Raw genomic sequence first — 12919 nt, forward strand, 5'->3', positions numbered from 1 at the left:
CGCTGGGCGCGCGGGTCTCGGCGGCGACAGCCGCCCGAGCCCGCCGCGGCGGCCCCCGCCGCCGAGCCCGCGCCCGCCGACGCGCGTCCATGATCAGCGGCGATCGCTGGTGTTGTGGCGCCGGCGATCGCCGCTGATCTGGGTTGTCCACAGGTAGGAAACCGGGGCTGGCGCGACGGATCCGGCTCGCCCAGGCTGGTGTCGTGGACATCGACGACCTCATCGCCGGTCAGGACGGCGTCATCAGCCGTGCCCAAGCGGTGGCGTGCGGGCTGACCGAGGACACGCTCACGTGGCGGCTGAGGTCGCGACGTTGGCAGCGCGTCCACGCGGGCGTCTACGCGACGTTCAGCGGGCCGCTGCCCTTCCGGGCGCGCGTGTGGGCTGCGATCCTACGGGCCGGCTCCGGCGCCGTGGCCAGCCATCGGACCGCCGCCTACCTGGACGGCCTGTGCGACGACTCGGGGCCGGTCATCCACGTCACCGTGCCTGGGCGTCGGCGCGTGCGCGGCAAGATCGACGGCGTCCGGGTCCACTACGCGGCCCGGTTGCCGCGCACCCGGCACCCAACGAAGAGCCCGCGGCGCACCCGGGTCGAGGAGACGGTGCTCGACCTGGTCGACACGGCGCACCATCCGCGTGAGGCGGAAGGCTGGGTGACGGCGGCATGCCAACGCCGGTTGTCCACGCCGAAACGGCTGGCCGACGCCCTGGGCCGGCGGAAGAAGATCCGCTGGCGCGGCATGGTCGAGGCGATGCTCCTCGACGTGGCCGACGGCGCTCACTCGCCGCTGGAACTGCGTCACCTGCGCAGGGTCGAGCGCGCGCACGGACTGCCGACGGGGTGCCGGCAGCGACGGGTCGCCGGACATCGGGTCATCTGGATCGACGTCGACTACCCCGAGCACCGGCTGCGGGTCGAGCTGGACGGCCGCGTCGGGCATACCGGCGAGGGCCGGTTCCGCGACCGCCACCGCGACAACCTCGCCACCATCGATGGCCACGCCACCCTCCGCTACGGCCACGCCGACGTGTTCACCGATCCGTGCGGGGTCGCCGCAGAGCAGGCCCGCGTCCTCCGATCACGTGGCTGGACCGGTACGCCACGGTCCTGCCGTCCCGGATGCCCCGTCCCTGCTTGTGGACAGACGTGATCAGCGGCGATCCCTGGTGCCGGAACGCCAGGAATCGCCGCTGATCACGGGCGTCAGACTTCGCCGCGGACCCGGCGCCAGGCCTGCTGCACGGCGGCCGGACGGTCGGCGAGGATGTTGCCGTCCGGTGCCGGGGCGGGCCGCGGGCGGGGCGGGCGGGGATCGGCGACGGCGGCAGCGTAGACCTTCTCGGTCTCGCGGGCGACCGCCGTCCAGACGAACTCCGTGGCGATGCGCTGGTGGGCGGCGCGGACCAGGCGCTGCGACAGCCCGGGCTCCTCGAGCAGCCGCATCGCCGCGGCCGCGAGGTCGCCGGGGTCGCGCGGCGGCACGAGCAGGCCGGTGACGTCGTGCTCGATGACCTCGCGCAGGCCGCCGCTGTCGCCGGCGATGACCGGGGTGCCCGCCGCGCATGCCTCGAGCGCGACGATGCCGAACGGCTCGTACGACGACGGGCACATGGCGACGTCCGCGGCTCCGAACAGCGCGGCGAGGTCGGGCTGGTCCATGCGGCCGGCGAACTGGACGACGTGGTCGATCTGCAGGCGCTGGGCCAGCCGTCGCAGGTTGACCTCCTGTGACCCGGCGCCGGCCAGCACCAGCCGGGCGTCGTGGTGGCGCTGCCGGACCAGCGAGAGCGCCTCGACGCAGACGTCGACGCCCTTCTCCCACTCCAGGCGCCCGCCGAACACCAGCAGCGGCGTCTTCGGCGGGATGCCGAACCGCTCGCGCGTGGCCCGCCGCGCCTCGGCCGTCGTGCGCCAGGCGGGGTGGTCGACGGCGTTGCGGATGACGGTGAGCTCCTCGGGCGGGACGTCGAACGCGGCGGCGGCCTCGACCCGCATGGCCTCGGAGCAGACGATGGACCGCGTGGCTTCGGCGACCAGCCAGGCCTCGATGTCGTGCCGGGCCCGCGACAGCGGCGTCGACAGCCAGCCGTCCCACAGCCCCGCCTCGGTGGCGTGGATGGTGGCGACCAGCGGCGCGTCGATGGCCCGCGCGACGTTGATGCCGGCGTGCGCGTCGACCCAGTCGTGCGCGTGGACGACGTCGGGCATCCACTCGCGGGTCAGCCGATGAGCGGTGCGCATGAGACTGGTGTTGAGCGCCAGCACCCACGGCACGAGGTCCTCGCCACGCTCGCCGGCCGGCGGGTCGGGCGGCGCCCGGAAGACGCGTACGCCCTTGTCGTCCTCTTCCTCGGGCATGCCCGGGGCGGACTGCGTGACGACGGCGACGTCGTGGCCGTCGGCGACGAGACCCTCGGTCAGGCGGTGGACGTGGCGCCCGAGACCGCCGTAGATGACGGGCGGGTACTCCCACGAGACGACAAGTATCCGCATCGCGCGATCATTTCACAGCAGGCCCAAGATCGGGACCGAGTGAGGACGGCGAAAACGGGTATCGGCGGCCGTCCCGGACTGTGACGTGTTGCACGTCAGCCGGACTTGGGCCGCTGGTTACCTGTCGGTAACATCGGGTCTGTCGACGGCTCTGCCGCTCAGAACGGCTAGCCTCGCGATGGACGCCGCACCGGCGTCCCGCAACCCGCCCGGCCTAGGAGGTCGCAACCCGGCCATGAAGATCGTCACCCTGGTCAAATACGTTCCGGACGCCACCGCGGACCGGACCTTCGACGCCGCCGACCACACCACCGACCGTGCCGGTGTCGACGGCCTGCTGTCCGAGCTGGACGAGTACGCCGTCGAGGAGGCGCTCAAGATCGCCGAGGCCGGTGACGGCGTCGAGATCGTCGCCCTCACCATGGGCCCCGACGGCGCCGACGCCGCCCTGAAGAAGGCACTGCAGATGGGCGCCGACTCCGGCGTGCACGTCGTCGACGACGCCCTGCACGGTTCCGACGCGCTGGCCACGGCCCAGGTGCTGGCGGCCGCCATCACCAAGATCGGCGACGTCGACCTGGTCCTGACTGGTATGGCCTCGACCGACGGCGGCATGAGCGTCGTCCCCGCGATGCTGGCCGAGCACCTCGGGCTGGCGCACGTCGGCTTCGTCGGCGAGCTGACGGTGTCCGGGTCGACGGTGACGGCGCGGCGCGACGGCGATGTCGCGTCGGAGACGATCGAGGCGGACCTGCCCGCCGTCGTGGCGGTCACCGACCAGATCAACGAGCCGCGGTACCCCTCGTTCAAGGGGATCATGGCGGCGAAGAAGAAGCCGGTCGAGACGTGGACGCTGGCCGACCTCGGCATCGAGGCGGCGGGAGTGGGGCTCGACGCCGCGTTCTCCGTCGTGCGCGAGGTGACGAAGCGGCCCGAGCGCACCGCCGGCACCGTCGTGACCGACGAGGGCGACGGCGGCGTGAAGCTGGCCGAGTTCCTCGCCGCGCAGAAGTTCATCTGAGGAGGGTGGCGATGGCTGAGATCCTGGTCCTGGTCGACCACGTCGACGGCGCGGTCCGCAAGACCACGCTGGAGCTGCTGACGCTCGCGCGCCGCGCGGGCGAGCCGGCCGCGGTGTTCCTCGGCTCCGGCTTCGACGCCGCCCGCGACACGCTGGGTGAGTACGGCGCGGCGAAGGTGTACGTCGTCGAGGCCCCCGAGCTCGAGCAGTACCTCGTGGTGCCGAAGGCCGAGGCGCTGGCGCAGATCGCGCAGTCCTCCGGCGCGGGCGGCGTGCTGCTGACCTCCAGCCCCGAGGGCAAGGAGATCGCCGCCCGGCTGGCGGTGAAGCTGGGCTCCGGCGTCATCACCGACGCCGTCGACGTCACTGCCGACCTGACGACCACCCAGTCGGTCTTCGCCGGCGGCTACACCGTGACGGCGCAGGTCACGAAGGGCACGCCGGTCATCACGGTGAAGCCGAACGCGGCCACCCCCGAGGCCGCTCCGGCCACCCCGGCCGAGGAGAAGGTGGCGGTCGCGTTCTCCGACGCCGCGACGAAGGCGCGCATCGTGGAGCGCAAGCCGCGCGCGGCAACCGGCCGGCCCGAGCTGACCGAGGCGAGCATCGTCGTCTCCGGCGGCCGCGGCACCGGCGGCGACTTCGCCCCCGTCGAGGCGCTGGCCGACGCCCTGGGCGCGGCCGTCGGCGCGTCGCGGGCCGCCGTCGACTCCGGCTGGTACCCGCACGCCTACCAGGTCGGGCAGACCGGCAAGACGGTGTCGCCGCAGCTCTACCTGGCCTGCGGCATCTCCGGCGCCATCCAGCACCGGGCCGGCATGCAGACCTCGAAGACCATCGTCGTGGTCAACAAGGATCCCGAGGCGCCGATCTTCGCGATGGCCGACTTCGGCGTCGTCGGCGACCTCCACGCCGTCCTCCCGCAGGCGACGGCGGAGATCCAGAAGCGCAAGGGCTGACCTCGGCCCGCGGCGGCGGCCGGCTCGCATGGCGCGGGCCGGCCGCCGTCGCGACGTAGACTGGACGGGACATGTCTGACGGCCGCGTCTATCTCGACCACGCGGCGACGACCCCCGTCCTCCCCGCAGTGATCGACGTCGTCGCCGCGGCCATGGCTACCCTCGGCAACCCGTCGTCGCTGCACGCGTCGGGCCGCCGCGCCCGCAAGGTGGTCGAGGAGGCGCGCGAGTCCGTCGCCGCCGTTCTCGGCGCCCGGCCCAGCGAGGTCGTGTTCACCTCCGGCGGCACCGAGGCCGACAACCTCGCCGTCAAGGGCCTCTACTGGGCCCGCCGCGCGGCCGACCCCCGCCGGGTGCGCATCCTCGCCTCGGCCGTCGAGCACCACGCCGTGCTCGACTCCGTCGACTGGCTGGCCGCCGAGCAGGGCGCCAAGGTCGAGTGGCTGCCGGTCGACCCCGCCGGCCGGCTCGACGTCGAGGCGCTGCGCCGCGCCGTGCGGGCCGACCCCGACTCCGTGGCGCTGGTCACCGTCATGTGGGCCAACAACGAGGTCGGCACGGTGCAGCCGCTCGGCGAGGTGGTCGCCGTCGCGCACGAGCACGGCATCCCGGTGCACTCCGACGCCGTGCAGGCGGTCGGCGCGCTGCCGGTGCACTTCGGCGACTCCGGCCTGGACGCCCTGACGGTGTCCGGGCACAAGGTGGGCGCTCCCGTCGGCGCCGGCGCGCTGCTGCTGCGGCGCGAGGCCGACGTCGTGCCCGTCCTGCACGGCGGCGGCCAGGAGCGCGACGTCCGCTCCGGCACGCTCGACGCGCCCGCGGTGGCCGGGCTGGCCGCGGCGCTGCGGCTGACGCTCGCCGACGTCCCGGGCCGCGCCGCCGCGCTGGCCGCGCTGCGAGAGCGGCTGATCACCGGCGTCCGTGGCGCGGTCCCCGACGCCGTACTCAACGGCGACCCGCGGCGCACCCTGCCCGGCATCGCGCACTTCTCCTTCCCCGGCTGCGAGGGCGACGCGCTGCTGCTCCTGCTCGACGCCGCCGGCATCGACTGCTCCACGGGCAGCGCCTGCACGGCCGGCGTGCCGGAGCCGTCGCACGTGCTGCTCGCCATGGGTGCGCCGCACGAGCGGGCCCGCGGCTCGCTGCGGTTCTCGCTGGGCCACTCGTCCACGCGGGCCGACGTCGACGCGCTGGTCGCGGCCATCGGCCCCGCCGTCGAGCGCGCCCGCGCCGCCGGCATCGTCAACGTCTCGACCAGCAGGGGGAACTGACCATGCGCGTCCTCGCCGCGATGTCCGGGGGAGTGGACTCGGCGGTCGCCGCGGCCCGGCTGGTCGAGGCCGGCCACGACGTCACCGGCGTGCACCTCGCGCTGTCGTCGAACCCGCAGTCGTTCCGCACCGGCGCCCGCGGCTGCTGCACCATCGAGGACTCCCGCGACGCCCGCCGCGCCGCCGACGTGCTGGGCATCCCGTTCTACGTGTGGGACCTCGCCGAGCGGTTCCGCGCCGACGTCGTCGACGACTTCGTCGCCGAGTACGCCGCCGGTCGCACCCCCAACCCGTGCCTGCGCTGCAACGAGAAGATCAAGTTCGCGGCGGTGCTCGACCGTGCGCTCGCGCTGGGCTTCGATGCGGTCGGCACCGGGCACTACGCGCGCATCGTCGACGGACCGGGCGGCCGCGAGCTGCACCGCGCCGCCGACCCCGAGAAGGACCAGTCCTACGTGCTCGGCGTGCTGACGGCCGAGCAGCTCGAGCACGCCGTCTTCCCGCTCGGCGACACCGTCAAGGCCGACGTGCGCGACGAGGCCGAGCGGCGCGGCCTGGCCGTGGCCCGCAAGCCCGACAGCCACGACATCTGCTTCATCGCCGACGGCGACACCGCCGGCTTCCTGCGCGGGCAGCTGGGCGACGCCCCGGGCGAGGTCGTCGACACCGCCGGCGCCGTCGTCGGGACCCACGAGGGGACCTACGGGTTCACCATCGGTCAGCGCAAGGGGCTACGCATCGGCACTCCGGCGCCCGACGGCAAGCCGCGCTACGTCCTCGACATCTCACCGGTCGACCGCCGGGTCACCGTCGGCCCGCGCGAGGCGCTCGCCGTCGACGCCGTCACCGGGGTCGCGCCCCGCTGGTGCGGCGCGCCGCCCGTGTCCGGCCAGGAGTTGAGCTGCCTGGCGCAGTTCCGGGCGCACGGCACGCCGGTCGAGGCGGTCGCGACGGTGTCCGGCGACGGCCTCCTGGAGGTCGCGTTCGCGGCGGCGCAGGAGGGCGTCGCGCCGGGCCAGGCCGTCGTGCTCTACGACGGCAGCCGCGTCATCGGCTCGGCGACCATCGACGCCACGCGCTCGGCGGCGCGCTCCACGGCCTGATTCGCATCCCTCGCCGCGGGGTACGGACCACCCGTGCCCACGAGGAGGGATGATGAGCGTACCGACCCCCGACGCCCCCGCCATCGACCGTGACCTCGCCCTGCGACTGGCCGGCGAACGCCTCGGCAAGGAGTTCACCGGCATCGGCCGCGAGACCATCGACTCGTTCCTCGAGACCAGCTACGAGCACTTCGCCGCGGGTGCTCGCATCCCCACGTTCCTGCCGCTGATGGCCGAGCGGTTCTCGCGGCAGCGGCTGCGCGCGCTCGCCAGGGTGGAGCGCGAGCAGGACAAACCGACCGTGCTGTTCCTCTGCCCCGACAACGCCGGCCGGTCGCTGCTGGCGCTCGGGCTGTTCGAGCACCTGGCCGGCGACGGCGCCGTCGGCTGGTCCGGCGGCGCGGACCCCGCGACCGACGTCGACGCGGGTGTCGCGGCCGCCATGGACGAGCGCGGCATCGACCTCGCCGACGAGTTCCCGAAGCCCTGGACCGACGAGATCGTCGAGGCCGCCGACGTCGTCGTCACCATGGGCGGCGTGACGGCGCCGGAGCTGCCCGGCCGCAGGTACGAGCACTGGGAGGTGCCCGACCCGGCAGGTCAGGACCTCGACACCGTCCGGGTGATCCGGGACGAGACGGAGCAGCGGGTCCGCGACCTGCTGGCCCGGCTCGGCGTCGGCGTCGACGCGTGACGCGCGTCAGCCGGTGACGTAGTCGACCACCAGTGAGATCACCGCCGGGTCGCGCAGGATCCGCTGGTGTCCCAGCCCTTCGGTGGAGGCCAGCTCGGCCTCGGGCCAGGCGGCCGCGAGCTCGGCGCCGTCGTCGTACGGGACCTCCTTGTCCCTGCGATCGTGCACGACGAGCGTGGGCGGCAGCTCCGCGCGCCGGGCCAGCCCGGTGACGTCGAAGTCGGCGAGCGGCCGCCCGGCCAGGCGCTCCAGCCGCGCCAGCATGCGAGTGCGCGTGCGCTCGCCGAACCCCACGGTCCGCTGGAACGCGGCGAGGCCGTCGCTGAGCTTCGTGCTGGGCGCGACGAGGACCAGCTTCGCCGCGGGCAGCCCGTCGCCGACCGCGATGGCCGTGGCCGCGCCGCCGAGCGAGTGCGCGACGACGGCGGCCGGCTTGCCGTGCTTGCCCGCGGCGGCGGCCAGCGCATCGGCGAACTCGGCGCCGGTGGCCCGGCCGCGGCCGAGCTGCCCCGGCCCGGACTCGCCGTGGCTCGGCGCGTCGATCGCCACCACCCGCCGTCCGGCGTCGACCAGCGGCTGGACGAACGCGCCGAGCTGGCCGCGCCAGCCGCCCCAGCCGTGCATCAGGTAGACCGGCGGACCGAATCCCCAGCTCTCCACCGCGACGACGCGGCCGTCGGGGAGCGTCAGCGTGCTGCGCTCGCCCGGCCGCGGCCGTTCGTCGCGCCGCCGTCCGCCGGTGTTCGGCAGTGTGCACCAGAGCCCGGCGGCCCAGCGGGCGCCCACCCCGGGCGCGACGCGCTCGAGCATGCGGAACGCGATGCGGACCGCCCGGAGCTTGGCGCCAGCACGAACGATCGTGCGATTTTGTGGCGACGTGATGGTCATGGCGGTCCCTTCGAACGAGTGCGGGGGTCAGGCGGTGGTGCCGGCCGCGGTGGTTGAGGGTGCGGCCGTGGGCATGGGCGGGCGGCCGGGGACGCGGGCGTCGGCGAGCAGCCGCTCGAACGCGTGCCGCGCCCTGGCCTCGGACTGCTCGTCCTCGAGCAGCCGGTGGGCGTGGTAGAAGGCGAGCATGATGCCGTCGAGGTCGGCGGCGAACTGCAGCGGATCGGCGTCCTCGCGGAAGTGGCCCTCGGCGATGCCGGTGGAGAACATGCGGGCGCAGGAGTCGTAGAGGTCGAGGTGGTCGCGGACCAGCTGGTCGCGGACAGGGCCGTCCTGCTCGTCCAGCTCGGCGGCGGCCTTGACGAACAGGCAGCCGCCGGGCATGCGGGCCCGGCCGCACTCGACCCAGCGGTCGAACAGCTCACGCACCCGGGGCTCGCCGCGTGGCGCGAGCAGGGCCGGCCGGATGACGGTGTCGATGAACTCGGTCCGCGCCTCGCGCAGGACCTCCATCTGCAGCAGCTCCTTGGACCGGAAGTGCGCGAACAGGCCGCTCTTCGACATGCCGGTGGCGGCCGCGAGGTGCCCGATGGTCAGCCCGCCCAGGCCGACGCGATAGGCCGTCTCGACCCCCTTGCGGAGGATGGCCTGCCGGGTCTCGGCGCCCTTCGTCACGGCACCAAAATAGCACGACCGTTCGTGCCGCCGCTAGAGGTTGCGAACCCTTGGTGCCGCGCTGGTGTCTACACGTCCGGGCCGTACCCGCCTGCGGCACTTGGCAAGGCTGGCCACGCCGTAGACCGGGACAAAAGGGGCGCTGCAGCGACGGTGAGCCTAGCCAAGGTGACCACCCGCAGTAGCCGCTGCACATGCCGGCCACCTACGACACGCTGACGCCGAGCGCGGAGCCGACGGCGTAGGCGACTGCCATGGTGAGCAGGCCGACGATCACCGCCCGGGCCGCCGCCCGCGAGCGCCGTCCGCCGCCCAGCCGCGCTCCCGCGTACCCCGTCAGGGCCAGCGCGACCACCACCGTGACCATCGTGACCGGCACCCGCGCGGTCGGTGGCGGCAGGACGATGGCCAGCAGCGGCAGCACCGCCCCCACGGCGAACGCGACGAACGACGAGACGGCCGCCGACCACGGGTTGGTCTGCTCGTCGGCGTCGATGCCGAGCTCGGCCTCGGCGTGGGCGGCCAGGGCGTCCTCGGCGGTCAGCTCGCGCGCGACCTGCTCGGCGAGCGCCCGGGAGAGGCCCTTCCGTTCGTAGATGAGGGTGAGCTCGGCCAGCTCCTCGTCGGCCAGATGTTCCAGCTCCCAGCGTTCCCGCGCCAGCGCCGCCCGCTCGGTGTCGCGCTGGGCGCTGACCGACGTGTACTCGCCGCCGGCCATCGAGAAGGCGCCCGCCACGAGGCCGGCCAGGCCGGTCAGCAGCAGCCAGTCGCGGTCGGTGGTGGCGCCGGCGACGCCGACCACGATGCCCGCGGTGGAGATGATGCCGTCGTTGGCGCCGAGGATGCCGGCGCGCAGCCAGTTGAGCCGGCCGGCCAGCCTGCCGTGCTGGTGCTGCTCGCCGTCGTGCGGCGGGATCGCCTCTGACACTGTTGACTCCTGATACGTCGGGCCGCGCACGCAACCCGCACTCACTCCAGGCACCTGCCGCTCCCGACCAACGACTCGTGGGAGCCTCCGGCCCCAGTCGCCGCCGGTGTGCGCGGCCCTCCATTGGCCGACAGCCTAGCCACGAGGTAACGGGCCCGCGGGGACCTCGCCCTACAACGTCGATAGGCACTGGCGCGGCCCGGGCCGACCTGCCAGAGTGGCGCCGGGGCCTGCGGGGAGGAGCGATCGACATGCTGTGCGGATCGGTGGGGACGTTTGTCCGCTGAGCGCCGGGCCGATCGCGTCTGGGGGGCGATCACGGAACGGGCACGGGCCGAGGGGGCCGACCCGTCCCTCCGCCACGTGCTGGAGGCGTGCGCCGCGGCGGTCGACGCGGCGGGATGCGGGTTGTCGATGGTCGGCGCGACGGGCGCCCGCGAGCCGGTGCTGGCCGTCGGCGCGCTGTGCGAGGAGCTGGAGGAGCTGCAGTCCACGCTCGGCCAGGGTCCCGGCGTCGACGCGGCGGCCGGCGACGGCGTCGTGCTGGTGCCCGACCTCGCCGACGGCCCGGCCGTGCGGCGATGGCCGGTGTTCGCACCCGCGGCGGCGGAACGCGGCATGCGGGGGCTGTTCGCGTTCCCCGTGGCCGCGGGCGCCGCGCGCGTCGGCGTGCTGGACGTGTACCGTCGCGACCCTGGTGGTCTCGGCGCGGAGCTGCTGGCGACCGCGCTGGCGTTCGCCGACGCGGTGCTCGTCGTGGTGTTGGACGAGCGCGGCGCCGTCGCGGGTGGTCCTGACCACCGCCGCGACGCGATGCTGCCGGAGCGGCGGGCCGAGGTGCACCAGGCGGCGGGCATGGTGAGCGTGCAGCTCGGCATCCAGGTCAGCGAGGCGCTGGTCCGGCTGCGGGCCTACGCCTACGTCCACGAGCGGCGGCTGGCCGACGTGGCGGCCGACGTCGTGGCGCGGCGCCTGAGATTCGCGCCGGACCGGCGCGGCACGGACGACACGGCAGTGGGGAGCGAGATGATGGACGCGCCTCCGAACAGCGACCACGACCACCCGGAAGGCGGCACATGAGTACCACCGACCGGCGAGTCCGCGAGACCTTCGTCGAACTGGCCGACACGCTCGTCGACGACTACGACGTGCTCGGCTTCCTCGACCTGCTCGCGCACCGGGTGGTGGAGCTGCTCGACGTCGACGCCTGCGGCGTGGTGCTGGCCGACCACCACGGCACGCTCAACCTCGTCGCCGCCTCCAGCGAGGAGACGCGCCTGCTGGAGCTGTCGCAGCTGCAGAACTCCGAGGGCCCGTGCCTCGACGCCTTCCGCACCGGCCGGCCGGTGTCCATGGACGACCTCACGACCGGCGGCGACCAGCGCTGGCCGCGGTTCGCACCGGCCGCCCGCGGCGCCGGGTACGCCGCGGTCCACGCGCTGCCGATGCGGCTGCGCGAGGTCGTCATCGGCGCGATGAACGTGTTCGGCCGCGCGCCGGGATCGCTGGGGAGCGAGTCGCTGGCGCTCGGGCAGGCGATGGCCGACGTCGCCACCATCGGCATCCTGCACGAGCGCACCACCCGGCAGCACGAGGAGGTCGCCGGGCAGCTGCAGGCCGCCCTCGACAGCCGGATCCTCGTCGAGCAGGCGAAGGGCGTGCTCGCCGAGCGGCTGTCGGTCTCCGTCGACGACGCGTTCGCGCTGCTCCGCGCGCATGCCCGGTCGACCAACAGCAAGCTGCGCGACATCGCCGCCGCCGTCGTCGACGGCACGCTCACCGACGTCCGCCGCCGCTGACCCGGGTCGCCGCCGATCGCCTAGAGTTCTGTGCTCGTGGACTTCGCTTGGGGGCCGGCGACGGCGACGGGGATCGGCTCGCTGCCGTTCGAGGACCGTGACGAGGCCGCGCGCATCGTCGTCGGTGAACTGCCCGACTTCCCGCACCTGCCCGAGCTCCCGGCCCGCGGCGCGGGCGCCGACCTGATCGGCCGGGCCGCCTCGCTCCTCGTCGACCTGCACGTCGACCTCCAGCCGTCCGGCTGGCGGCTGGTCGACCGCGCGGGTGCGGACGAGCGGCGGGCGGCGTCGTTCCTGGGCGCCGATCTCGACGCGCTCGAGATCGCCGCGTACGGGTACGAGGGGCCGCTGAAGGTGCAGGTCGCCGGGCCGCTGACGCTGGCGGCGTCGGTGGAGCTGAACCGGGGCGGTGCCTCGCTGGGCGACAGCGGGGCGCGGCGCGACCTGGCGGCCTCGCTGGCCGAGGGTGTCGCGGGCTTCGTCGGCGACGTCGCGCGGCGGGTGCCGGGAGCCTCGGTCGTGCTGCAGCTGGACGAGCCGTCGCTGCCCGCCGTCCTCGCCGGCTCGATCCCGACGACGAGCGGGTTCGGCCGGCTCCGCGCGGTCGACACTTCCGAGGCGTCGGCGCTGCTGGGCGTGGTGGTGTCCGCCGTCTCCGGGGCCGGCGTGCCGGTGGTGGTGCACTGCTGCGCGCCGGCGGTGCCCGTCGCCGTGGTGCGTTCCGCGGGCGCGGTGGCCGTCTCGCTGGACGTCACCTTGCTGTCGTCATCGTCGGGCGAGCTGGACGCACTGGCCGAGGCGGTCGACGGCGGCCTGGCGGTCTGGCCGGGCGTGGTGCCGTCGCTGCGCCCGTCGACGCCGCCGTCGGACCGCGAGCTGGCGCAGCGCGTCGTCGGGCTGTGGCGCCGCCTCGATCAGGACCCCGCCGCCATGGCCGCGCGCACCGTCGTCACGCCGACGTGCGGCCTCGCCGGCGCCGACCCCGGCTGGGCGCGGCGCGCCTACACCCTGGCGAGGACGACGGCGCGCGCCTTCGCCGACCTCACGGCTGACGCCTCCTAGAGCGGCTGCTCGACTCCCTGGC

At 74.6% G+C, this 12919-nt stretch carries 13 protein-coding genes; 9 read left to right on the forward strand and 4 right to left on the reverse strand.

The window, feature by feature from the left end:
* Positions 1–203: 203 nt before the first annotated feature.
* Positions 204–1154: a type IV toxin-antitoxin system AbiEi family antitoxin domain-containing protein gene (locus tag DY240_RS07135; protein ID WP_199700999.1), complete on the forward strand. Its 951-nt coding sequence runs from the start codon at positions 204–206 to the stop codon at positions 1152–1154.
* Positions 1155–1207: 53 nt separating this feature from the next.
* Here DY240_RS07135 and DY240_RS07140 read toward each other — a convergent pair whose 3' ends face one another.
* Positions 1208–2497 (reverse strand): glycosyltransferase family 4 protein, encoded by a 1290-nt coding sequence (locus tag DY240_RS07140; protein WP_119659264.1) that lies wholly within the window; start codon positions 2495–2497, stop codon positions 1208–1210.
* A 235-nt stretch (positions 2498–2732) separates the two neighbouring features.
* Between DY240_RS07140 and DY240_RS07145 the strand changes: the two genes are divergently transcribed.
* From DY240_RS07145 to DY240_RS07165, 5 genes are all read left to right on the forward strand, one after another.
* On the forward strand, positions 2733–3518 hold the full coding sequence (locus DY240_RS07145; protein ID WP_119659265.1) for an electron transfer flavoprotein subunit beta/FixA family protein: 786 nt from the start codon (positions 2733–2735) through the stop codon (positions 3516–3518).
* An 11-nt stretch (positions 3519–3529) separates the two neighbouring features.
* A complete protein-coding gene (locus tag DY240_RS07150) occupies positions 3530–4477 on the forward strand; it encodes an electron transfer flavoprotein subunit alpha/FixB family protein (RefSeq protein WP_119659266.1) in 948 nt (315 codons plus the stop codon).
* A 71-nt stretch (positions 4478–4548) separates the two neighbouring features.
* Positions 4549–5748 carry a cysteine desulfurase family protein gene (locus DY240_RS07155; RefSeq protein WP_119659267.1) on the forward strand — a complete coding sequence of 400 codons (1200 nt, stop codon included), beginning with the start codon at positions 4549–4551 and terminating at the stop codon, positions 5746–5748.
* A gap of 2 nt (positions 5749–5750) precedes the next feature.
* Complete coding sequence (gene mnmA / locus DY240_RS07160) at positions 5751–6851, forward strand: tRNA 2-thiouridine(34) synthase MnmA (protein WP_119659268.1); 1101 nt, start codon at positions 5751–5753, stop codon at positions 6849–6851.
* Between the two features lie 52 nt (positions 6852–6903).
* Positions 6904–7545, forward strand: a complete 642-nt coding sequence (locus tag DY240_RS07165) for an arsenate-mycothiol transferase ArsC (protein ID WP_119659283.1) — start codon at positions 6904–6906, stop codon at positions 7543–7545.
* Positions 7546–7551: 6 nt separating this feature from the next.
* Here DY240_RS07165 and DY240_RS07170 read toward each other — a convergent pair whose 3' ends face one another.
* The 3 genes from DY240_RS07170 to DY240_RS07180 form a co-directional block, all read right to left on the reverse strand.
* Positions 7552–8433 carry an alpha/beta fold hydrolase gene (locus tag DY240_RS07170; RefSeq protein ID WP_119659269.1) on the reverse strand — a complete coding sequence of 294 codons (882 nt, stop codon included), beginning with the start codon at positions 8431–8433 and terminating at the stop codon, positions 7552–7554.
* Between the two features lie 27 nt (positions 8434–8460).
* Entirely contained in the window at positions 8461–9108 is a 648-nt protein-coding gene (locus tag DY240_RS07175; RefSeq protein ID WP_119659270.1) for a TetR/AcrR family transcriptional regulator, read from the reverse strand.
* A 205-nt stretch (positions 9109–9313) separates the two neighbouring features.
* Positions 9314–10036, reverse strand: coding sequence for a VIT1/CCC1 transporter family protein (locus DY240_RS07180; protein ID WP_119659271.1), 723 nt, complete (start codon positions 10034–10036; stop codon positions 9314–9316).
* Between the two features lie 363 nt (positions 10037–10399).
* On the opposite strand from DY240_RS07180, the gene DY240_RS07185 reads away from it, so the two are divergent.
* The 3 genes from DY240_RS07185 to DY240_RS07195 are packed head-to-tail and all read left to right on the forward strand — an operon-like array spanning position 10400 to position 12897.
* The gene (locus DY240_RS07185; protein ID WP_199701003.1) at positions 10400–11116 is read left to right on the forward strand and encodes an ANTAR domain-containing protein; all 717 of its coding nucleotides are present in this window, start codon (positions 10400–10402) and stop codon (positions 11114–11116) included.
* Positions 11113–11835 (forward strand): GAF and ANTAR domain-containing protein, encoded by a 723-nt coding sequence (locus tag DY240_RS07190; protein ID WP_119659272.1) that lies wholly within the window; start codon positions 11113–11115, stop codon positions 11833–11835. The genes DY240_RS07185 and DY240_RS07190 overlap by 4 nt, the downstream gene beginning before the upstream one ends.
* A 36-nt stretch (positions 11836–11871) precedes the next feature.
* Positions 11872–12897, forward strand: coding sequence for a methionine synthase (locus DY240_RS07195; protein ID WP_119659284.1), 1026 nt, complete (start codon positions 11872–11874; stop codon positions 12895–12897).
* Positions 12898–12919 lie beyond the last annotated feature (22 nt).

Origin of the sequence: Jiangella rhizosphaerae, from assembly GCF_003579925.1 — a bacterium.
Lineage (GTDB): Bacteria > Actinomycetota > Actinomycetes > Jiangellales > Jiangellaceae > Jiangella > Jiangella rhizosphaerae.